This window comes from Paenimyroides ummariense (genome assembly GCF_900115115.1).
Classification (GTDB): Bacteria; Bacteroidota; Bacteroidia; order Flavobacteriales; family Flavobacteriaceae; genus Flavobacterium; species Flavobacterium ummariense.
The window spans coordinates 16,804-38,720 of the sequence record NZ_FOVI01000023.1; the positions used below are offsets into that span (position 1 = coordinate 16,804).

20 protein-coding genes are annotated in these 21,917 nt (G+C 37.6%); 12 read left to right on the forward strand and 8 right to left on the reverse strand.

Annotated elements, in window-relative coordinates; translation table 11 throughout:
* The first annotated feature begins 309 nt into the window (after positions 1-309).
* The 6 genes from BM253_RS17710 to BM253_RS13695 all read left to right on the forward strand — a co-directional run bounded on the left by BM253_RS17710 (position 310) and on the right by BM253_RS13695 (position 5,482).
* Positions 310-537: a DUF2243 domain-containing protein gene (locus BM253_RS17710; protein WP_397334432.1), complete on the forward strand. Its 228-nt coding sequence runs from the start codon at positions 310-312 to the stop codon at positions 535-537.
* A 93-nt stretch (positions 538-630) separates the two neighbouring features.
* On the forward strand, positions 631-807 hold the full coding sequence (locus tag BM253_RS17370; protein ID WP_177205794.1) for a hypothetical protein: 177 nt from the start codon (positions 631-633) through the stop codon (positions 805-807).
* Positions 808-849: 42 nt separating this feature from the next.
* Positions 850-1,908, forward strand: coding sequence for an ATP-grasp domain-containing protein (locus BM253_RS13680; RefSeq protein WP_091525419.1), 1,059 nt, complete (start codon positions 850-852; stop codon positions 1,906-1,908).
* Positions 1,909-2,289: 381 nt separating this feature from the next.
* Positions 2,290-3,531: an MFS transporter gene (locus tag BM253_RS13685; protein WP_091525421.1), complete on the forward strand. Its 1,242-nt coding sequence runs from the start codon at positions 2,290-2,292 to the stop codon at positions 3,529-3,531.
* Between the two features lie 70 nt (positions 3,532-3,601).
* Complete coding sequence (locus BM253_RS13690) at positions 3,602-4,729, forward strand: sensor histidine kinase (RefSeq protein WP_091525423.1); 1,128 nt, start codon at positions 3,602-3,604, stop codon at positions 4,727-4,729.
* Between the two features lie 3 nt (positions 4,730-4,732).
* On the forward strand, positions 4,733-5,482 hold the full coding sequence (locus BM253_RS13695; RefSeq protein WP_091525425.1) for a LytR/AlgR family response regulator transcription factor: 750 nt from the start codon (positions 4,733-4,735) through the stop codon (positions 5,480-5,482).
* 121 nt (positions 5,483-5,603) lie between these two features.
* Here BM253_RS13695 and BM253_RS13700 read toward each other — a convergent pair whose 3' ends face one another.
* Positions 5,604-6,179, reverse strand: a complete 576-nt coding sequence (locus tag BM253_RS13700; protein WP_177205795.1) for a porin family protein — start codon at positions 6,177-6,179, stop codon at positions 5,604-5,606.
* Positions 6,180-6,616: 437 nt separating this feature from the next.
* On the opposite strand from BM253_RS13700, the gene BM253_RS13705 reads away from it, so the two are divergent.
* The 4 genes from BM253_RS13705 (at position 6,617) to BM253_RS13720 (ending at position 13,245) form a co-directional block, all read left to right on the forward strand.
* Positions 6,617-7,756 carry an efflux RND transporter periplasmic adaptor subunit gene (locus BM253_RS13705; protein ID WP_091525428.1) on the forward strand — a complete coding sequence of 380 codons (1,140 nt, stop codon included), beginning with the start codon at positions 6,617-6,619 and terminating at the stop codon, positions 7,754-7,756.
* Between the two features lie 22 nt (positions 7,757-7,778).
* Positions 7,779-10,937: an efflux RND transporter permease subunit gene (locus BM253_RS13710; protein WP_091525430.1), complete on the forward strand. Its 3,159-nt coding sequence runs from the start codon at positions 7,779-7,781 to the stop codon at positions 10,935-10,937.
* Complete coding sequence (locus tag BM253_RS13715; RefSeq protein ID WP_091525433.1) at positions 10,927-12,345, forward strand: efflux transporter outer membrane subunit; 1,419 nt, start codon at positions 10,927-10,929, stop codon at positions 12,343-12,345. The genes BM253_RS13710 and BM253_RS13715 overlap by 11 nt, the downstream gene beginning before the upstream one ends.
* A 288-nt stretch (positions 12,346-12,633) precedes the next feature.
* Positions 12,634-13,245, forward strand: coding sequence for a GNAT family N-acetyltransferase (locus BM253_RS13720; RefSeq protein WP_143095665.1), 612 nt, complete (start codon positions 12,634-12,636; stop codon positions 13,243-13,245).
* Between the two features lie 75 nt (positions 13,246-13,320).
* Here the strand turns inward: BM253_RS13720 and BM253_RS13725 are convergent, their stop codons facing one another.
* Positions 13,321-13,908: an HD domain-containing protein gene (locus BM253_RS13725; RefSeq protein ID WP_091525437.1), complete on the reverse strand. Its 588-nt coding sequence runs from the start codon at positions 13,906-13,908 to the stop codon at positions 13,321-13,323.
* A 323-nt stretch (positions 13,909-14,231) separates the two neighbouring features.
* A complete protein-coding gene (locus BM253_RS13730; RefSeq protein WP_143095666.1) occupies positions 14,232-14,888 on the reverse strand; it encodes a hypothetical protein in 657 nt (218 codons plus the stop codon).
* Between the two features lie 489 nt (positions 14,889-15,377).
* On the opposite strand from BM253_RS13730, the gene BM253_RS13735 reads away from it, so the two are divergent.
* Both BM253_RS13735 and BM253_RS13740 read left to right on the forward strand, forming a co-directional pair.
* Entirely contained in the window at positions 15,378-15,944 is a 567-nt protein-coding gene (locus BM253_RS13735) for a porin family protein (protein ID WP_091525441.1), read from the forward strand.
* Positions 15,945-16,029: 85 nt separating this feature from the next.
* Positions 16,030-16,806 (forward strand): hypothetical protein, encoded by a 777-nt coding sequence (locus tag BM253_RS13740; protein WP_091525443.1) that lies wholly within the window; start codon positions 16,030-16,032, stop codon positions 16,804-16,806.
* 305 nt (positions 16,807-17,111) lie between these two features.
* Here the strand turns inward: BM253_RS13740 and BM253_RS13745 are convergent, their stop codons facing one another.
* The 5 genes from BM253_RS13745 to BM253_RS17715 form a co-directional block, all read right to left on the reverse strand.
* A complete protein-coding gene (locus BM253_RS13745) occupies positions 17,112-17,309 on the reverse strand; it encodes a hypothetical protein (RefSeq protein WP_091525445.1) in 198 nt (65 codons plus the stop codon).
* A 305-nt stretch (positions 17,310-17,614) separates the two neighbouring features.
* Positions 17,615-19,705, reverse strand: a complete 2,091-nt coding sequence (locus tag BM253_RS13750) for a type IA DNA topoisomerase (RefSeq protein ID WP_091525447.1) — start codon at positions 19,703-19,705, stop codon at positions 17,615-17,617.
* A 3-nt stretch (positions 19,706-19,708) separates the two neighbouring features.
* Positions 19,709-21,151: a DUF3945 domain-containing protein gene (locus BM253_RS13755; RefSeq protein WP_091525449.1), complete on the reverse strand. Its 1,443-nt coding sequence runs from the start codon at positions 21,149-21,151 to the stop codon at positions 19,709-19,711.
* Positions 21,152-21,224: 73 nt separating this feature from the next.
* Entirely contained in the window at positions 21,225-21,539 is a 315-nt protein-coding gene (locus BM253_RS13760) for a helix-turn-helix domain-containing protein (RefSeq protein ID WP_091525451.1), read from the reverse strand.
* 235 nt (positions 21,540-21,774) lie between these two features.
* Positions 21,775-21,891, reverse strand: coding sequence for an RteC domain-containing protein (locus BM253_RS17715; RefSeq protein ID WP_397334436.1), 117 nt, complete (start codon positions 21,889-21,891; stop codon positions 21,775-21,777).
* Positions 21,892-21,917: the final 26 nt, after the last annotated feature.

Sequence of the window (21,917 nt, forward strand, 5' to 3'; positions counted from 1 at the left end):
GAAATATCGTAAAAACCGACGAACAGTAATGCAAAAATATGTACCGAACCCGGTACCACTTTCGATTACAGCGCTAATCTTAGGGATAGGTATCGGTGGATTTATCGATAGTGTACTTATGCAACAGCTTTTGTAGTGGCATAGCATGTTTACCAACAAACTACCGGCTGACAAGGTGATTGGAAAATCGGTAAATATGTTCTAGGGCGGTATTTTCCATCTGCTTACACTAACTTCAGTTATAATTGGCATAATGTCACTAATTCGCTTAATGAGAATGCATAACGTAAGCTCTTCTCCAAAGCTTGTTTGGGGCAGATTTTTTGCAGGATGGTTTTTTTTAACTTTGTGGAAGGACTGCTTCATCACCATATTCTTGAATTTCATAATGTACATGAACTTTCACAACAGCAAGTTTTATGGAACTACGGTTTTTTGTTGAGCGGTCCGTTGTTTATGGTAATAGGATTTTACATTATTTATCATAGAAATTATTATCCGAAAAGACTGGAGCAATTAGGTATTAGTTGTGCGTAGATACATTTCACTACACAAATTAAAAAAAGATGGGTTTTTTGACCGGGGAACAATAATTAACTGTTTAAAGCTTTAAAGTTTAAAGCAACGACAATGGCAAAACCAAGTATTGCAGCGCCGAAAACAACAAATTCACTGTTTATTTTTACGAATCTGCAAACTGTAAAAAATATTTACAATGGTTATCGAAATTGTTTTCCAGTCGGTGATCGTTTATTTTTACCACAAAAAAGCCATGCTTTAAAGTATAACAAAACTTTACACTTATAAAATTTACGTATATTTAAGTACGTATTGCAAAGAATTATTAAAATGAAATTTAGCGAAAAGGTAGCAATATTATATCAGGCGGGAGCAGCTCCAGAGCGAAACGGAATAATCAAACCCATGAAAACAGGTGGATATGCCGATAGCGGTGCAGATATTGCCTACTCACTTACTAACCAAGAAATAAAAGTTGTAACCCCGACAAATCAACCTTCGGCAGACAATGATTTTGAGTGGGTTTTTCGCGATACTGCAGAGGGAATTCAAAACGCGCTGAACGGGGGTGCAACCGTTCTGTGGCTCAATACAGTACTATATGAAGGGCATCCGATTGAGGAATTTATTTCTAAAGGTATTGCAGTTGTGGGACAGAATCCCAAGTTCGTAGAAATATATGACGATAAAGTGGCGGCAAACGAATTTCTTAAAAGGTACCACCTGCCCGTTCCAAAATCCACTATCATAACAAAAGGACGTATCGAGATGGATGACTTTAACCTAAATTTTCCTGCCGTCATAAAGCCGATCCGTGGTAGAGGAAGTCAGGGTGTTTCCTTTGTCAGTTCTAAAGAAGACCTCAAGAGTGCAGCACGGAAAAAGTTTGAAGCAAATGACTTTGGAGATGCGGTCTATGCAGAGGAATTTTTGACCGGTGAAGAATTGACAGTAACCGTTATGCCGCCGGGGCAATATATACTAAATAATATATGTACTACGAAAAACTTATATTGGACGTTACCTCCCGTTGTAAGGTTTAATCATGAAAATGGAATTGCACCTTATAGCGGAACCGTCGCTGTAATGAAGAATAGTAAAGTGATTTCTGATAAGCGATTATCAGACGAAAACATATTGAAGTTATGTTCAAATTGTGAAGTTGCAGCGGAAATGGTAGGTGCAAGAGCACCTATCAGGATTGATTGCCGTGCAGATAAAGAAGGTAATTATTTCCTATTTGACCTGAATATGAAGCCTAATATGACGGGAGGAAATCGTCCGCATCGGAAAGAGCAGGATAGCTTGACAGCTTTGGCAGCGAGGAGAATCGGTTGGAACTTTGATGAGTTAATATTTAATATTTTATTACAGAACTGGATAAACTAACAAAGCTACTACTCTTCAGTTTCTTAATTTGATTCTTTTTATTTATTTACAGATATCGTTCATTTTATCTGTTTTTAAACAAAGTGTTGCCAATACTTGCAATTTTCTGTTTGTAGGAATTAACATTAAAAGTTCTTAAATCAAGTACATTATAAACTTTTTGAAAAATCAGCCATTGTCTAAATAAAACCAAAGTGAAATTCCCAGAAAAGAATTGAAATCTTCAATCGCAAATGAACAAAAAATTTCAGTCAGTTTAAATACCGTTTCAGTATTCATTTTCTGCAGTTGGGGTATGTACGATAGTAAATGACCTTCTTTTATTTCTTCTTTTGTAAAATGTTAGTATCCTTAAAAAAAGAATGCTAGAATATATTACTGATGGAAAGAAATTGGATACATAATTTTACGCTAATTTGGAGCGGGCAGTTAATCTCTTTAATAAGCAGCTCCGCTGTTAATTTTGCAGTGATAATCTGGCTGAGCCTAGAAACCAGATCCGCAGAAGTTCTTGCCTACGCGGCGATTGCCGGACTACTTCCGCAGGCTGTACTCGGTTTTATTGCAGGTGTATATGTTGACCGTTGGAACAAGAAAAAAACGATGATCATCTCGGATCTGGTTGTTTCAGCATTTACGCTGTTGCTGGCTGGTGCCCTATTCCTTGGCGATCCTAATCTGATTCTGATTTACTGCGCACTGGGATTGCGCTCTGCAGGCTCTGCTTTCCATATGCCGGCTATGCAGGCAACAATACCTGTTTTGGCACCTAGGGATAAATTGGTACGTATTGCAGGTATAAACCAACTTCTTCAGTCAATTACCGTGATTGCCAGCCCTGCATTGGGAGCATTGCTTATTGGAAGTTTTAAAATTGAATATGTACTTCTTTTTGATGTCGCCGGCGCCGTGATTGCAATTACAGCTTTACTTTTTGTTAAGATCCCTCAAAGGGATCGGGTACTACAAGAAAATGATGATAAATCAGGAGCTATTAAATCATTCGTAAGTGATTTTCGTATTGGAATTACTGCTGTTAAAAAGATCAAAGGGCTATCGTCATTATTCGCAGTATCTTTAGGTGCCGCATTCTTCATGATTCCTATCGGACCTTTACTGCCCCTTATGACATTGGAACATTTTGCTGGCGGAAAGTATGAAATTAGTCTGGTTGAGATTGTTTGGGGGGTTGGGATGTTACTGGGCAGCCTTATGGTTACTGTTTTTAAGCCAAGAAAAAATAAAATAGTAGGTATCAACCTTTGTAATCTCAGTGCGGGAATTTTACTGTTTGGGGCAGGATTACTATCCGGATCCTACTTTGCCGTATTCGTAATTTTCATGGGTATATGCGGAATAACATACTCAATTGAAAGTTCTTTATTTAACACACTACTTCAAGAACATGTAGATGAGCATGCTTTGGGAAGGGTGTACTCTATATATTACAGTATCATAGTGTTGCCATCCGTATTAGGACTGCTCTTGACTGGAAATCTTTCAGGTTGGTTAGGTATCAACGAAATATTTATGGCCTTAGGTCTGTTGGTGGTACTAATTGGAGGTGTATCTTTCTTTATACCTGCTCTTATGAATTTAGAAAATCAAGAAATAAAACACTGATTCACTACTGAATTATAGAAAATCTAATAATATATCCTTAATTTTAGCAAATAACGTGAATGTTGCGGAAATGAAAGGAAACCAAGACTTACTTAAAGTATTCAAACAAATGCAAAAAAGCGGAGAAACATTTTTATCCACCAGACAGCAGCGAATAATCATCGTTACTGTAGCTTTAGTATTACTGTACCTAGTTTCCTACATGATGAACCCGTATGCAGAATATTGGAAAACATACTTTCAGAGATCGGTACCGGATATCTTTTTGGAGTGGTTGTCGTCTTTTGTTTTCTGTTTCTGCGTTTCCGAATTTAGTCTTTTTTTAGGTCATAAGCTAAACAAAAGAATCAAATGGACAGAAAAACCTATCAAACGTTTTTTTGTGGAAAGCAGTCTGAATTTTGTTGCAGTGCTATTTTTCCTGGTTATGGCCAGCATCGTGCATATTTTTCCCGACAGCAGTGATGAAATGGGTATTACGAACACACAGATAACGATAGAAGAAAAAGTAGATATAATGCAATGGATATTGGTAAGTTTCCTGATAGCTTTTGCGATAATTGCACTGAATACCGGTAATTATCTGCTAGAAAGCTGGAAGAATGCTGCCATTGACGCTGCAGAATTGAGGCAAAGTGCAACTGAGGCCGAACTGCATGCTCTTAGACTTCAGATAGATCCACATTTTGTTTTCAACAACCTGAGCGTACTTTCCGAGCTCATACTTAAAGATCAAAATACAGGTCATTTGTACGCGGAAAATTTTGCGAAGATTTACAGATATCTCCTGGTGCATGCCAGCAGGGACTTCATTTCACTGGATGAGGAGATAAAGTTTCTGAGATCATATATTTACCTGCTAGAGCAGAGAATTGGAGAAGGCGTTATATTTTACGTAAATATATATCCTTCACATGGTGCCTTAAAACTTCCTCCCCTGACATTGCAGATGCTGGTGGAAAACGCATTAAAACATAATAAAACCATCAAAAGCAATCCGCTAAAAATATCTGTCAGATCTAGTGCTAATCAAGAAATAATTGTTGAGAATAATTTAAACCCCGTAGGGACACAAGTACCTTCATCCGGTATAGGGCTTAAAAATATTATTTCACGATACAGGCTTCTGCAGGATCGATTACCTACAGTTGATGCGCAGGACGGGATATTTAAAGTTGTTGTACCTTTAGTAAATTAGAGTATGGAAATATTAATAATTGAAGACGAAAAACCAAACGCTGACAGGCTTACAAGGCTTATATTAGGAATTCTTCCGCAGGCCAATATTGTTGCTGTGTTAGATTCTGTAGCTGATAGCGTATCGTACTTAAAAGACAAACCGGTGTTAGATGTAATTATGATGGATATCCACCTGTCCGACGGAATAAGTTTTGAAATTTTTGAAAATGTTAAGGTAGACATTCCGATTATTTTTACAACAGCATATGACAGTTATGCGATAAATGCATTTAAACAGAACAGCATTGATTATCTGCTAAAACCGATCGAAGCTGAAGAATTGGAGGTTTCCTTCAGTAAATTGCAGTACGTAAGTGAAGTTACAAGTGCCCAATCGATTGAAAAATTGCTTAATGATTATCGCCCAAAGCAATACAGGAGCCGATTCCTTATACCTTTCCGTGACGGATTTAAAACCCTGCTTGTCAGCGATATCATCTTGTTTTATTCCGTATCAAGGGTAACGTACGCAAGACTTGGAAGCGGTATTGAGCATATTGTTCCAAAAACCTTGGACGAATTAGAGCAGGAACTTGATCCCAAAATATACTTCAGGGCTAACAGGCAGTTTATCATACATATCGACTGGATAGATAAGGTCCACAATTACTTTAATTCAAAGCTCAAGGTAGTCATTAAAAAGTTTCCAGAGACAGAAATTTTAATCAGCAGGGAAAAAGCACCTATTTTTAAAAACTGGCTTGGGTATTAAGTAACTATTTTTTAAGGTAACCACAAAAAATTTTCATTACGCAATAAGATGAAGATTTCTTTTGTAACAATTTAAAAAATCCCTGCTCAACTAGAACAGGGATTTTAATACAAGTATATCTTTATCTGCCAAGCGGCACAGCATAGCCTACCGTTGTAATTATTCCGCGGGTTTTGATTTCCGCGCCTTCGAATTCGGAAATATTCATTAATCCGTGGTAGTAGCGCACGTCCACTATAAATTTACCCATGCCGACAGGAATAGCGAGCCCGCCTCCAAACTGCATTCCAAAATCTATTTTCTTCAAACTTCCGAATTCAGCTACAGGATATTTTTGGTTACCCAGCTTCAGTGCAATTGATGGTCCCGCATTGATGTATGCCAGACCCAGATTAAATTTCAAAAGAACAGGAAGTTCCAGGTAATTGATGTTGAATTCTTCCGTAGTTATCCCGTCTACTATGTAGTATGCCATTCCTTTATTTGTAAAATTTATTTCAGGTTGTACTGAAAAGCGACTGGTTCCAACTGCTATATTGAGCGCAACTCCACCCTGAAATCCCCCTTTAAATTTTTCTCCATCATAACCTTTTATATTTATTTTGCTCAAACTGTTACCCGCTTTAGGAATGATCTGGAGACTTTGAGCATTTAGAGTGAATGCTCCGAAGAACATTGCTACCGTAAGGGTTGTCATAATTTTTCGCATCTGTATTTTAATTATGAATTATTTAATCTTCAAATGTAGCCCCTTCGTGGTCACAAAAGTTTCACAATTAACCCCAAACGTGAATACTAACAACCAAAACACCTTATATACCAACTGAAAAGTAATTCTAACTCTTTCTCAACTATTTTAAACAAAATCCATAGCACCATCCGATAATTGCGTACACACTTTAAGTTATTTGTGGTAAGCTCATTTAAACTACATATTAAGAAAACGCTTGTACAAGGCACCCTAAACAAATTATATTACAACAACGCACAAAAAAATTAAAACTACAAGCTTCCTTTCAGTTACTAAAATTGACTCTTCAGCTATACGTTTGTACGCTTCGGTAATTCTTTGGAAATAATTATCTGTAATCCTTTCTTTCTTTGCATTAAAATCAGACATAAAAATGTAAACTAATGAATACCAGATTTAATTATTATGCTTTACTGCTTTTTACCGCAGTATTCTTTTCATCTTGTGGAACAGGAAATGGAGAAGGAAAAACAGATGGTGCACCCCAAACAGCACCCGTGGAAACAGACTTTATTCAACTGCGCTCTACAAGCGGTGAGAGTGAATTAAGTTATCCCGGATCGATAGAAGGCTCTGTCAATGTTGAAATAAAACCGCAAGTAACAGGTTATCTTCAAGAAGTTTTAGTTCAAGAGGGCGACTATGTACGAAAAGGTCAGCCATTGTTTAAAATTCGCCCAGAAGTTTTTAACGCACAAGTGGGTAGCACCCGCGCTTCTTTAAAGGCAGCGCTTGCTAATCAGGCTTCCGCAAAAATTGAAGTTGACAAGATAAAACCTCTGGTAGCCGGAAAAGTAGTGACTGAAATGCAGTTGAAAACTGCCGAGTCGGCATATCAGGCTGCTACTGCACAGGTAGAGGAAGCAAGGGCTGCATTACTGTCATCAGAACTTAATGCTGATTTTACAATTATTAAGGCACCTGTAAGCGGTTACATTGGCCGTATTCCAAGTCGTGTAGGAAATTTAGTTTCACCTTCCGATGCAACTCCACTAACAATGTTATCTGAGATTGATCAGGTCTTCGTCTATTTTTCGATGAGTGAGGCAGATTTCTTAAGTTACAGCAAAACGGTCAATAATAAAGAAGGCAGGACAGCGGCGTCACTTAAATTAGCTGACGGAACAACTTATGAGCATAAAGGCTACATAGAGTTTGCCAGCGGTAACATTGACCGGGCTACCGGCAGCATGGTTATGAAGGCGGTATTTGAGAATCCAAAAAAATTACTGCGTTCCGGGGGTACCGCAAAAGTAGTAATTAACAACACGGTCGACGGAGTGGTAAAAATACCGAAAGTTGCAGTAAAGGACATACAGGATCTATATTTTGTATACAAGTTGGGAGACAGTACGAATGTAGAAATGGTTCCGATCGAAATTGCCGGTGGGACCCATAACGTATACTTCGTAAAATCGGGCGTGAAGCAAGGTGATAAAATTGCAGTTAACCGTTTGGATATGCTTCAGATGGGCGTTCCCATCTCGCCGAAAGTAGTTTCTGCGGATTCTCTTCTAAATTAATTAAAATCTAAAGCTTTGTATTATGCTTAAAAAAATAATAGACAGGCCTGTAACGGCCACTGTAATATCACTTATCATCGTCATATTGGGTGTAATGGGTCTTATGAACCTTCCGGTTACAAGATTTCCAGATATCGCCCCTCCAACTGTTATGGTTTCCGGATCTTACCCCGGGGGTAACAGCGAGTCCGTAATACGTTCTGTTGTTACACCGTTGGAGGAGCAGATAAATGGTGTTGAAAATATGCAGTACATAAAATCAACAGCCAGTAACGACGGATCCTTTTCCGTATCTGTAATATTCAAGCAAGGTACGGATCCTGACCAGGCAGCCGTTAACGTACAAAACCGTGTGCAGCAGGCAACCCCAGTGTTGCCAGAAGAAGTTATACGGATGGGATTAACCACGTCAAAGCAGCAAAACAGCATGATTATGATCTTCAACCTGTATGCTGAAAAGGGGCAGTATGATGAGAAGTTCCTTCAGAATTATGCAAATATAAACCTTATACCTTCTATAAAGCGTGTCCCTGGAGTTGGTCAGGCGATGGTTTTCGGTGCGAAAGACTACTCTATGCGCGTCTGGCTTGATCCTAAAAAGATGGCTACTTACGGACTGGAACCGGCAGATGTAAATAACGCCATCGCAGATCAAAGTTTGGAATCAGCACCGGGAAAGCTCGGAGAAGAATCTAAAGCATCACTTGAATACATTATACGTTATAAGGGTAAAAAAAATCAGCCGGAGGATTTTGAAAATATCGTCATCAAAGGTGAAGGTGCAAACATTATTCGTCTGAAAGATGTTGCGCGCGTCGAGTTAGGTTCGATCAGCTACAGCGGTGACAACTTATCTAGTGGAAGAAAGGCCGTAACGATTGCGATCATGCAGACTTCGGGTTCAAATGCCAATGATATAGAGATCGGTGTTAACGAACAGATTGAATCCTTGTCAAAGTCATTTCCTTCAGGAATCAAATATTACAAGCTTATGAGTACGAAAGATAGGCTTGATGAAGCTACTGGTCAGGTGAAAAGCACGTTGATCGAAGCATTTATCCTTGTTTTTATAGTTGTATTCATATTTCTTCAAGACCTTAGATCTACGATTATCCCAGCTATTGCAGTTCCGGTAGCAATTGTGGGGACATTCTTCTTTCTTATGATCCTGGGATTCACCATAAACATCCTCACACTATTCGCACTCGTACTGGCCATAGGTATCGTCGTGGATGATGCGATTGTCGTCGTGGAAGCTGTCCACAGTAAGATGGAAGGCACCGATCTGACTGCGAAGGAAGCTACCCATAGCGCCATGGGTGAGATTACCGGTGCGGTAATATCAATTACCCTTGTAATGTCTGCAGTATTTATACCGATAGGCTTCATGACAGGCTCTGCAGGAATGTTTTATAAGCAGTTCGCCTATACCCTGGCAATAGCTATCCTTATTTCTGCAGTAAATGCTTTGACACTGACGCCGGCGCTCTGTGCCCTTTTCCTTAAAAACACACATGGGTCTCATGCGGATGGAACTGAAAAGAAATCATTTACAAAACGTTTCGCTACCGCTTTTAACGCAGGTTTCAACAATTTTACAAACAGATATATCAGAGGGGTTAAGCTTTTAATTAAGAAAAAATGGCTGGCTGCGATGTTCATTCTTACAACATTTTTAGCGGCGGGGTGGATGCTTTTCAGCACTCCGAAAAGCTTTATACCGATGGAAGATGACGGTTTCTTTATGTACTCTCTGACAATGCCGCCCGGAACCGGACTTACACCAACAACGGAGGCTGCAGCGAAGATTAACAAGGCTCTTAGTGAAATAGAAGCTATAGAGGAAAATACATCGATAACAGGATTCAATATGCTTAGCAACAGTGCGAGTTCTGCATACGGAACCGGTTTCGTCAAATTAAAACCGAGAGACCAGCGCGGTGATGTTAAAGATATTAATGAAATAACAAAACTTGTTGATGCTAAACTTTCAGAGATCAAAGAAGGTATGGTCTTTACATTCCGAATGCCACCGGTTGAAGGTTACGGAGTTAGTAATGGTGCTGAAATAGTGCTGCAGGACAGGTTGTCACGCAGTCCGGAGATCCTTACACAACAGGCGGACTCACTTATTTACAAGATGATGGGAATTCCTGGTGTGGAAACGGCTTACACGACATTTCGCGCCGATTATCCCCAGTTGGAGCTTGAAGTTGATGAAGATAAGGCAAAGACGATGGGTGTGAGCGTTTCGGGACTGTTAAATACGATCCAAACCTATTTCGCTGGTGATCAATCGCAGAATTTTACCCGTTTCGGAAAATTCTACAGAGTTAGCGTTAAAGCTGACGGAGTATTTAGGATGGACGAACAGGCATTCAAAGATATTTTTGTTAAAAATTCAGGAGGTGAAATGGTACCTGTCAGCACATTAGTCCAACTAAAAAAAGTTTATGGACCTGAGGTTGTCAACAGACATAATTTATTTAATTCTTTAACCATCAACGTGACACCGCAACCGGGAGTGAGTAACGGCCAGCTAATGGAAGGCTTGGAATATGTACTTAGCGATCTGCCATCTGACTTCAGTTACGAGTGGTCAGGATTAAGTCTTGAAGAACAATCGGCCGGAAATCAAACAGCCATAATTCTAAGTTTGTGCGTACTTTTCGTCTACTTACTTTTAGCTGCACAATATGAAAGTTACCTGCTTCCACTAGCAGTACTACTTTCTATTCCTACCGGTCTTCTTGGAGCCTTTATAGGAACTAAACTTATAGGTTTTGACAATAACGTCTACGTTCAGGTCGGAATGATTATGCTTATAGGTCTGCTCGCCAAAAATGCTATACTTATCGTTGAATTTGCGGTTCAGCGACGAAAAGCGGGGCTAACTATTGTTGATTCGGCGATTGAAGCTTCAAAATCCAGATTGAGACCTATTATCATGACCTCATTAGCTTTCATTGCAGGTATGATTCCCCTTATGATCTCTACAGGAGGGACTGCCGCAGGTAACCAGTCGATAAGTGTAAGTACAGCAACAGGCATGTTCACAGGTGTAGTTTTGGGAGTTTTCGCAATACCTATACTGTACATACTGTTTCAATACCTTCAGGAAAAGCTTTCAGGTAATAAAGAAGTTTCACATGAACTAAAAACTAACGAAAATGAAGAGTAACATATTAAGCAATTTAATAATAGCCACCTTTCTTGCAGCTTTTTTTTCCGCATGTGCCGTTAGAAAGCCATATGCAAGACCCGAACTCGAGATGCCTGCAAAATATCGTACCGAAGTTAATGTGACAGCAGACACAATTCTTCTTCCATGGAAAGATTTCTTTAAAGATCCCAAGCTGGTGCACCTTATAGATAAAGCACTTGAGAAGAATGCCGACGTAACTATTGCATTGAAAACTATTGAACAGATGGAGCTGCAGTATAAGCAGGCAAAGCTTTCATTGCTGCCTACCCTTGATTCCTCTTTAGGCGTTAACAGGAGCTACCCTTCAAAAAACAGCTTAAACGGATCTTTAGCGGAACAGTTCACCGGAACCAAATACATAGACGATTTCAACGCCGGTCTTTCGCTGTCTTGGGAAGCAGACATATGGGGTAAAGCAAGGATGCAGCAGCAAAAGGCCAAAGCAGAATTTTTTGCTCAAAAGTATAATTATCAAGCCTTAAAAACCAGGCTGATCACTGAGGTAGCCTCTGCGTATTTTAATTTAATAAATTTGGATCAACAACTGGAGATTGCAAAGGAGAATGCAGCACTGAGCGAAAGAACACTTCAAATGATCTCATTGCAATATGAATCAGGACTTGTAACCTCTTTAGGTATTGAGCAAGCAACTGCACAGAAAAAGACTGCAGAACTGATCATACCTTTGGCTGAACAAAATATTTTAATACAGGAAAACGCTTTAAGTATTCTTTGTGGCGAATATCCAACTGCAATTGAAAGAAAGGTCGGAATGGATCAGATCGTTCCCGACGACCTTTTTGTCAGCGGGGTCCCTGCTTCTTTACTTAGCCGAAGACCCGATGTGCAGGCTGCAGAATATAACCTAATATCTTTTAATGCGCAGGCAGGACTGGCAAAAGCTGCCATGTATCCTTCCTTCAGCCTGACAGCCCAAGCAGGTACGAACTCTTTCAAGTTCAATACGTGGTTCGACCTTCCTGGCTCGTTAACTAAAAACCTTGCTGCAAATCTGGCCCAGCCAATCTTCCAGCAAGGTCAACTGAAAACAGCTTATCGTTCATCATTGCTGGAGCAAGAAAAAGCATCCATACAATTTAGACAAACCGTAATGACGGCTGTGAGCGAAGTTTCTGATGCACTCGGCCGATTAGAAGGTGTGGATAAGCGACTTGTTCTGACTCAAGAGCAGTCAACCTCGCTTAAAAAAGCGACGGCAGATGCAACGCTCCTTTATCAGAACGGAACGGCATCGTACCTTGAAGTTATTACTGCGCAAAACAGCAAACTTCAAAATGATCTTGAACTTATAAATCTGAACATGGAAAAGCTCAACAATATCGTTGAACTATACAAAGCTCTGGGTGGAGGAACCGATAAATAAGAGTTGAACATAAATGACTTCCGGATAAACAGGAAGTCAAGCTGATTGTTGTTGTCAGAGATACCTCCCCCGGGAGGTATCATCTTTTAACAAACCAAAATAAACCAAAGGAAAATGAATCTAAAAACAGATTAAGAAAGGGCTTCAATCACCATCGTAGTCCGTATAAAGAATTAGTTACGTAGACCTTAGGAAATCATTTACCTAACAGTCAAAAGGTTGATCTTATTTTTCGTAAATCTAATTGCAAGGAAATACTCAAAAAATCAAAATAATCAAGTAAAACGTATGGACATCCGTATAGAAAAATTAAGTTATAAAAATTTGGGTAAAATCAAGGATTTTATCGGTAAGGAAAATATTTTTACAAAGTTTTCCAGAAATAAATTGGAGTTCTATATTTATAGTAGATATTATATCAACGGTGAAATATCGAAAACTACACATACTTATGCCGCCTATTTAGATAAGCAGTTAGCTGGCTTTTTGCTTGCAACAATTGACAACAAACCAAAGCAATACAATTCAAAGCTGAGAAAGATATATACTGTCCTGTTGAAATTGACTGTAAGACTATTGAATGCAGAGGGATTAAGCGTGTACCATAATAACAGGAAGTTAATGCTATCAGAGCTAAAAAAGAATTATAAAACAGAAGGGGAACTTAACTTGCTGGCGATTGAACCCTTGATGCAAGGTACGGGTATCGGCACTGCACTGCTTAACAAGTTTCAGGAAGACCAAAAAGAAAAAAATATATTCCTGTTCACAGATTCAGGTCCGCAATATAAATTCTATATAAAGGAAGGGTTTGAACAGGGAAGCAACAGACTTATTTTTCTTGAAAATTATAGTAAGAAAATAGCTTTAACCTATTTTATATGTACCAAGAAACTGTAAAGTTAAAACAAATTTTGAATTTAATTTTACAGTATCGGCAAAAAGCCAATAATATCAAGGCACTTTTTCGAAAATTCAATCTTGAGATAAATTTATAGATTTCAAATTATTGATTTTTAACTTATTAAGTGCTTTCACGCCGTATCCTGTGTAATAAATATGATTTTCTAACAACTGAATTTTTTTTAATCTCCACTCTTGATCTGAATAACTTTGACCTAGGTACTCCCCTTCTTCGTAACGGAGTAAAGTTAGATACTTGCGAAAGTTACAACTGCTAAGGAAGCACATATCGGCATCGCGTAGAATCATTTCGAACATATTTACAGGAACTGAACTTTTTTTGGTAGCTCCAATACACGTACGCACAGCTTGTATGAACTCATCATTGCAATCCATTTTTTTTAGAAATTCAGCTGCAATTTTTTTGCTTTCTTCCTCATGATCCAAATATTTCTTAATATAGCCCGTATCCTGAAACCATGCTGCTACTATCAGTATTTCAGTTTCAACATTATTTAATTCACAGTATTCTGCAATTTCCTTAACTGATGAAACCACGTCAAAGGTCCTATGCAGGCTATGAAAGTGCAGCTTATGTGAAAGTTTTTCGGAAAGTAACCAAATCACATAATTTTTAGTTTTTGCTATAATGTTATTCATTTTATAAACTGATAAATCTATTTATCCTACATTTTATATTTAATAGATCCGTCTTTAGATCCCTTATCCCAATGTCCAAAGATTTAACTTTCCTGTTAAGTTCTCGCAATGATCTCTAAAACCGTACAAATTACATGATTTATATACTATGAGACGCGATAGAAAATAATCCTTCACCCGCAAATCTTATCAATATTGATTCCCCGTGAAAAAATTCCTCTATGTAATCGAGCGTTTTATTATTACAACTCTATAAATTTCCAGTACATTACCTTACTTTATTTTAAGTTTAGTAAGAGAAATTGTATAATTTTTTTTATCACCTACATGTAAAGATCCCTATCTGCATCCCAATTTTTAGATAATGCTTCTGAATATTCTTTTTCTATCATTTCAATTTTACTGTACACGTTAAAGCTCACTTTTTCAGGAAAAGTATTAAGCTTCCTCATCTTAAAGAACAAACCAAACTTAAAGAGAAAAGCAATAAAAAAGAGTAAGCCTAAATAAGGATTTGCTATGTTGTCCGGTTCCAAGCGCAAAAAAAGTATCAGAATCATGGTTAAGCACAAATAGCACAAAAAAATCGCGCTACGCCAGTTGATCTTTCCATAGCCCTGAAAGTATTTAATTGTTGCCAGGTTTTGTGTAAACAAAAAAGTGCAAGATACAATCAGAAGATATGTTTCAATCACTAAATTGTTGGTAGTCATTAGAAGTACGCCAACAATTAAATTTAATATTGAAAAGTTTATAAGTAAATCGAAGAGGCTGGTATTCTGCTTATTTTTAAAAGTGAAGAAAAAATCCAGATAACTAATAACCAATATAAGCAGAGCCGTGATTTTGTGCATAGGAAAGGTCAGATCCAGCATAGGACCGAAAAAAGTCCAAACTGACATTAAAAGTAGTGCTGTACCTTCCATCATATATATGGAAGTATAAAGGATTTTTTGCTTAAAGAATTTTAAAGTACTCATAAAACTGAACATTTATGTTTATTAAAAATCGCAATTATTAACCAAAACGCTTAAACATATTACGGAAAATCAAAATTTCCACATTTCTTCCATTAGGCAGACAGCTGTAATATCCTGCATTATCTTTTTGAACATGTTACTATTTGTAAAGTAGCCTGTAATGTGTAATCTCAGGTCAATAATTATGATATTTGAATACAAATAACTACAGATATTCGAAGGAAAAGAGCTTAAATCTAACTGAAGCGTATAAAATCGTTACTGAAGCGAAAATACTGATTTGCAGAAGTATTATACCCTATTTTTACTATATTAAAACTGACAATAAATCTTATAGAGAACGATACAAAACGATGATCTAAATGTGTGCTTCAGTAACTAAACGTAATCGCTTCAGTAGTTATTTTATCCCTTTCAGTAATCTTTCACCCAACCTGCGATCGATAGCGATATACTTTTGTAACATAATAATTATTAAAATTTATTGAAATGAAAAAACTGATTTTTACAGGACTATTGTTAGTTATAACAACCTTAACGGTTAAAGCACAAAGTATTGAGCTGATTCCCAAAGCAGGTATTAATCTGTCCAACCAAAAAATAGAACACTTTAACGGTGAGAAAAATAAACTAAATTTCCAGGGCGGTCTGGGAGTAAATATCCCAACAGGTATTAAAAACTTTTCTATTCAGCCGGAAATAAACTTCGTAGGTAAAGGGACGAAATTTAAATATTTAAACCACAGCAGTGAAATTAATCTAAACTATCTGGAAGCGCCGGTGCTGGCAAAGTATTCATACGGTGTCGGATATGTAAACGCAGGACCTGCGGTGGGATTTCTAATAGATAAAGATTCCAAAATTCCAAACTACGCGGGAAAATTAAACCGTGTAGAGTTCAGCATTCATATGGGTGCAGGTGTGGCTATACCGCTAGGACCCGGTAAAGTCATAGTTGACGGCAGATATGTGCTCGGGTTGAACAGTTTAAGTAAATCCACAGAAATTAAAAATACAGGTATTATAATATCGGCAGGATATGCCTTCGCATTGTAATCTAAAAACGTATTTAATAAGGAAACACGCATTGTACAGCAATGCGGTGTTTCCAACTTTAGTAACCCACAGAAAATAGTTAAATATGAAAACAATCATAATTACCACAGATTTTTCCAATGTTGCAGATAATGCAATGATTTGTACATTAAATGCTATAAGTGAGAAGGACTATAAAGTTGTACTATTTTATCACGATATATCTTATAATGATGTACTTAATGCGACACTTAAAAGTAATAATATTAATACTATATCGCCCGATCAAAAAGATCAGATTTCCGAGCTTTGTAGTTCTCTGAAGGAAATATTTGAAGTTGAAGTAATTCCATACATAGCAGCGGGTGATTTTCACGAACAGATGTTGATATGCTGTCACAATTTTTGTGCAGATTTAATAGTTATGGGAGTAGAAGATAAATTTTTTAGTCAATTTTTTCGCGATAATACATATCGTTTAATAAATTCTGTAAAATTACCAGTGTTAATCATACCATCAAATGCTAAATTCAAGCAGCTTAAAAACATTTTTATAGCAGTTGATATAACGAGGGCTGACTATAGATCAATACGTGAAAATGCAAATCTCTTTATACAGCACTTTAATACGCAAGTAGAAGTTTTACATGTCAACAGCAGCATTTCTTTGCCTCAAGAAAAATTGCCGCGCTACGATGAAGGATTTTCACTAACAGAAATTGAACTTTTTTATCAAAATACTACTTCGGATAATGATGGGTATGGAGAAATAGATGAAATTATCAATTCGCATCGCGATTTGCTGTTAATACTTCCATCTGGAGAAAGTTTCCACGATTCATCAGCAAAAAATAATAATCCTGATTTGAGCTTTGGTAACTAATCAATGTTTATGGTTTGTATTTAAAATATTGATGATTAATATTATAAGTTATGTTAATTCAGAGCATCGAGAAATAGAAGTTTTAATTTTCTCGATGCTTTTTCTTTAAACGAAGAGCAGCAAGTTTAGATATTTCTCTTTGAAGCATTTTCTACTGAAATAGTTGAATAACGGATAGTGCAAAAAAATACTAAAAGTACAAAACTGTAAAATAAATTCGTCCGTTATTACCGCAGGCAAATAAAAAAAACAAAAGCTCTAATGGGAGCTTTTATAAGATAAATATGATAGCTAAAGCAATGCAATTAACTCTTTTGATGAATCATCCCTTCAACTTTGTTCTTCAACAATTCAAATCCTCCGGGATTGATTTTTCTGAGAATTTCCATACGTAATTTATCATCAGAACATAAATCATCGTAGGATTTGTAATTAGCAATATTCTCAGATATTTTGCCTAATAATTCTGTCTGGATAAATTTCTTTTCTTCTTCGGTAAACATATCAAATCTTTCTTTTTTTTTACAAAGTTAAGAATTGAAATAATTTAATTATCTTGAATTTTAATTAAATTAATAGTTAATATATATAATCGCGTCACTTAAAGTGTACAGGTGCGTACTAGATGCTATTTAGACACAATATGAATTTGCCACCGTTGGTTTTACTGTACACCAAATGACCAAAAGGGTTCTCCATATAACACCCTTCTTTTAAATTTTAGTGCTGATAATTACAAAAACCGTCATCATTTGGAAGACGGTTTTTGTATTTTTTAATTCATTCCATCTGAACATCTTAAAAGGTACTATTTATCTTTCACCTTAAACTCAAAACTACTTTTCCCGTCTTCATCCAAAACAATAAAAGCATCAAAATTTTTACCTGATTTACTTTTCATTCCCTTAATTAAATCCGTTCTTCCGTAATTAACTAATTTCTCAATTTCGCACAAACTTAACTGTATGCCACAGATCATCCGGAACTGAATCCAACCACAATTTTCACCTTTACATTTAACAAATTTTTCCTTAACTGATAAATAATTTTCTTTACACCTAGGACACAAAATATCAGGTTGTTTATTCAACTCCGATTGAAGTAATTCTTTAGTAATAACTGTAGAATATTCTTCCAAATCTTTCTGAAACAATGCGGCATCTAAATTACCCAATTCTATGTTTCTCAATGCCAATTCCCATTGAGCCGTCATAGCAACATCGGCAATATTAAAATCCTTAACCAGCTCATAAACCTGTAATCCCTTATCTGTAGGAACCAATGATTTTTTATTGCGAACAATATATTCGCGATTAAAAAGTGTTTCAATAATGGCCGCCCTTGTTGCCGGAGTTCCAATACCGATGCCTTTTAACACGCCTCGAGCATCTTTATCCTCAATATCATTACCAGCCTGCTCCATGGCACCCAATAAAGAGGCTTCTGTAAAAAGTGATGGTGGTCTTGTCTGCTTTTCTAAAATAGTTCCGGATTTAATTTTAAGGATGTCCCCTGCCTTCAATTCAGGCAGCTCCACTATTACTGAATTTATTTCTACATCTAAACTAGAATCCTTATTATTGAAGTCTCCTTTAACAGCACGCCATCCCGGTTCAACCACGGATGAACCTTTAATGTAAAAATCATGATGCAGCACCTGAAGCTCTGCAGTTGTAACATTTTTTATACATACTTCGGAAACAGCTTCCAATAACCTGAAAGCAATAAGATCGTAAATCGCACTTTCCTTTGCTGATAACGAAGAGGGCACCTTTTCCGTTACCAGCAATCCATGATGGTCTGTTACCCTTAAGTCATTTAAAATCCGCTTATTCAATCCACCCGATTTTAAAACCAATTCTGCGCAATGATATTTCTCACGAACTTTAAGTCCGTTAATCAATTTTGGAATATCAGCCCAAACATCCTCCGGTATGTAGCGGCTTCCTGTTCGCGGATAGGTAATGAACTGTTTCTCATAGAGCAATTGCGCTATTTTCAAGGTTTCATCAGCAGACAGGTTCAGCAATTTATTTGCTTCCTTCTGTAAGCCCGTAAGGTCAAACAGCAGCGGCGGTTGTTCGGTAACAGTTTTTGTATCAACAGACACTACTTCAGCGGAACCGTTTCTTTCAATTGAGTTCCACACCTGCTGCGCTTCCCGTCTGGTTTCCCATCTGTTTTTAGATCTGCTAGTGAACGAAACAAACTGTTTATTGTGCTGCAATTCAATCTGAAAATAAGGTTTTACCACAAATGCCTTATTTTCTAAAAACCGTCTGCAGATCATTGCCAAGGTCGGAGTCTGAACCCTGCCAAGAGAGTAGATACCTTGACCGGCAGCTACGTTCAATGCCTGTGAAGCATTGATACCGACCAACCAATCCGCTCTGCTACGTGCCCTAGCCGCATGATAAAGTCCTTCAAATTCACTTCCCTCTTTCAGGTTTTCAAAACCAGTGCATATTGCTTTTTCTGTAAGCGAACTGATCCACAAACGTTTCAAAGGCTTTTCAATACCGAGATATTCATAAATATATCTAAAAATAAGCTCTCCTTCCCTACCTGCGTCCGTTGCAATGATTATTTCCGTACTATTTTTAAACAGCCGTTCTATAACTTTCAACTGCCTTACCGCATTCTTATCGTCTATGTATTTACCTTCCAGTTTAATTTTCCGAACAGTGAGGACAAACGGATTTGGTATAATTGGCAAATACTCCACTCCAAATCCTGAGATTCCGTAATCCGAAGGCATCCCCAAAGCGATCAGATGACCGAAAGCCCAGGTTACAAAATAGCCGTTCCCCGAATAGTAACCGTCGCTTTTATCAACGGCTCCTAAAAGTGCAGCAATCTCCCTTGCCACACTTGGTTTTTCTGCAATAACCGTCTTCATAAACTAAATTTTTCTTCGTTTACTTTTAACAGCATCCTGTTGTTTTTTCTGCTTTTGATCTTTAGGTTTATCCTGCGCCGGTTTCAAAGGCTCTGTAATCTTCTTGGTCTTCTCGTTGGTCTTCCCTTCTGAGTTAACATCAACCTGTGTTTTAAAATCCTCTGCGGGCTTCGCTTTTTCCTTGAGTTGTGCCGGAAAAGCAAAATCAGTTTTACCGGTATCTGCATTAAAAGTAATATACCCCTGGTAGCTTTGTCCTTTTTTATCAACCAGTCCATCAATATAGACCGACTGTCCCGCTGCAAACTTATCATACTGCTGATCCGTCAATTCCTTTCCTCGAAATACCCTTGGAGCTTCTTTCGATCCATCGTTATTCGAAACCTGTTCTGCGACCGTCTCCTTATTGGAAACACTTCGATCAAACAAAAATTCGACATATTTTTTATCCGCATTAAACTGCATGGTGGCATCAAAAGCCGTTCCTTTGTTTGAAATCATTCCTTCTAAATATAGCGGTTTACCTTCCTGCAAAGTCTGTTTTTGCGCATCATCCAGTTTCACTCCCTTAATCTCATCTGGAATCTTCATTCTGTCTGCCGCCATCGCCACAAGCTCATTGGTCAGCCGGTCTACGCTAATGATTGAAGGTATTGTTTCACCAGACTTGGGGTTTACCAAATCAACTACCCTACCCATATTGCCTGTCTGCTGCAGGTTCTTCTTATCCTCCTCACTGAATTCGTGACCAAAGAGTGGATATTTCAGGTTAGGTTCCTTTCTGATACCATGAATGGCAATCACCACATCTCCTACTTCGTTCGTTTTAAGCGATAAACGGGCATCCATTCTGGCTTCTGCAGGACCGATTCGAAGTACCAGAGGTACCAGCTCATTTGTTTTATAGCCTTTCAATAAGGGCTCCATCATGTTCCTTTCGATCAACTCCCTTTCGCTAAGTCCGATATCGGACATCATTTCCCAATCAATCTTCTTTGGGTCGTAACGGTACTGCGTATCCGTACCGGTTTCCTGTGTTTTTTGTGTATTATCCATAGTACTTGATTTTTCATTTGTTAAATCCGGTTGTAGTGTAACCGCGTATTTTTTTAATTCTTCCAGAGCGGAAGTCTGTCCAGAACCCAGCGAATTATTTGCTCTTTTTGCCAAATCAATAGATTTATCTGCTGGTACTTTAAAGAAGTCAAAAGAACTGGGATTTCGTAACTGACTTAAAAAATTTGAAAAGAAGTTTGAGAAAAAGTCTCCGTGTTTGTCGACTCTCATAAATTGGTTCTGATTACTCTTACTGGGATTAACGGTATGCATATTACCACTATCGTCAATACCCTTAACCGCTTTTACTTTTTTGTCATCTTTAGAATGTGCCAACATTACCTCTTCCGACTGTTGAACCTTTTCTTCATTAGCTGTTTTATCATCCATGATTAAAAATTTAAAATTTACCTCAAGCTAAAACAAGCCATCCGAACGAACTATAATCTGGCAGTTTCAGTCTTTAAGCAGCCTTCTTTTTCTTTCGTTCAGCAACTGATTTGGCGTAACTGTCCTTGACTAATTGTTCCACATCGGAACGTTTATAGTAGATTTTACCGCTGATACGGTAGTAGGCAAGCATTCCGTTAGTTCGGTATCGCTGCAAAGTCCTAGGGCTGATCTTTAGAAGTAGCAGTATATCCTGGTTATCCAGTAACTCTTCACCATCTACTCCCTCCAAACTGTTGCTTTTTGTCTTAACCAGTTCATCCAATAAATCAAAGCGCTGTATGATACGGTTCATCCAGCTAATAAATTCCATTCTGTCTAAATTCATAATAGTAGGTTTAAAAAACCGGCTCCCAATAGTTCACAAGACAAAGCCAAAGGAGCCGGTAACGTTGCACAGGACAAAATTGCGTCAACAAATGCCCTCAAATCGCCAAGGTAGCGCCAAGACCTACCCATGAAAATCAAAATAATTTGCTTTTTTTTAAAGAAAATAAAACAAAGAATGCCCATAAACAGCAGATAAAAGCTGCTGTTTATGGGCATTCTCTTGGTATGAATATTCAATCCAGATCCTTTTGCATATAGTTCTCCAGATTGGTTGTAAGCTGATCCAAAAAGTAGGTTTTGCTTTCCGAACGATCTTTCATCCTGTGGTATATTAGATATGCAACTTTGATTTAATTAGCTCATAATTAAAATAAAA

What these genes read in the sequence shown, in the direction of transcription:
- BM253_RS13745 (WP_091525445.1), bottom strand. Translation starts at nt 17,309, where the DNA reads ATGTTTACCGAAGAAGAAAAGAAATTTATCCAGACAGAATTATTAGGC.
- BM253_RS13700 (WP_177205795.1), bottom strand. Translation starts at nt 6,179, where the DNA reads ATGACAACCCTTACGGTAGCAATGTTCTTCGGAGCATTCACTCTAAAT.
- BM253_RS13680 (WP_091525419.1), top strand. Translation starts at nt 850, where the DNA reads ATGAAATTTAGCGAAAAGGTAGCAATATTATATCAGGCGGGAGCAGCT.
- BM253_RS13730 (WP_143095666.1), bottom strand. Translation starts at nt 14,888, where the DNA reads ATGAGTACTTTAAAATTCTTTAAGCAAAAAATCCTTTATACTTCCATA.
- BM253_RS13740 (WP_091525443.1), top strand. Translation starts at nt 16,030, where the DNA reads ATGAAAACAATCATAATTACCACAGATTTTTCCAATGTTGCAGATAAT.
- BM253_RS17370 (WP_177205794.1), top strand. Translation starts at nt 631, where the DNA reads ATGGCAAAACCAAGTATTGCAGCGCCGAAAACAACAAATTCACTGTTT.
- BM253_RS13760 (WP_091525451.1), bottom strand. Translation starts at nt 21,539, where the DNA reads ATGAATTTAGACAGAATGGAATTTATTAGCTGGATGAACCGTATCATA.
- BM253_RS13735 (WP_091525441.1), top strand. Translation starts at nt 15,378, where the DNA reads ATGAAAAAACTGATTTTTACAGGACTATTGTTAGTTATAACAACCTTA.
- BM253_RS13685 (WP_091525421.1), top strand. Translation starts at nt 2,290, where the DNA reads ATGGAAAGAAATTGGATACATAATTTTACGCTAATTTGGAGCGGGCAG.
- BM253_RS13705 (WP_091525428.1), top strand. Translation starts at nt 6,617, where the DNA reads ATGAATACCAGATTTAATTATTATGCTTTACTGCTTTTTACCGCAGTA.
- BM253_RS13690 (WP_091525423.1), top strand. Translation starts at nt 3,602, where the DNA reads ATGAAAGGAAACCAAGACTTACTTAAAGTATTCAAACAAATGCAAAAA.
- BM253_RS13715 (WP_091525433.1), top strand. Translation starts at nt 10,927, where the DNA reads ATGAAGAGTAACATATTAAGCAATTTAATAATAGCCACCTTTCTTGCA.
- BM253_RS13750 (WP_091525447.1), bottom strand. Translation starts at nt 19,705, where the DNA reads ATGAAGACGGTTATTGCAGAAAAACCAAGTGTGGCAAGGGAGATTGCT.
- BM253_RS13755 (WP_091525449.1), bottom strand. Translation starts at nt 21,151, where the DNA reads ATGGATGATAAAACAGCTAATGAAGAAAAGGTTCAACAGTCGGAAGAG.
- BM253_RS13725 (WP_091525437.1), bottom strand. Translation starts at nt 13,908, where the DNA reads ATGAATAACATTATAGCAAAAACTAAAAATTATGTGATTTGGTTACTT.
- BM253_RS13695 (WP_091525425.1), top strand. Translation starts at nt 4,733, where the DNA reads ATGGAAATATTAATAATTGAAGACGAAAAACCAAACGCTGACAGGCTT.
- BM253_RS13720 (WP_143095665.1), top strand. Translation starts at nt 12,634, where the DNA reads ATGGACATCCGTATAGAAAAATTAAGTTATAAAAATTTGGGTAAAATC.
- BM253_RS13710 (WP_091525430.1), top strand. Translation starts at nt 7,779, where the DNA reads ATGCTTAAAAAAATAATAGACAGGCCTGTAACGGCCACTGTAATATCA.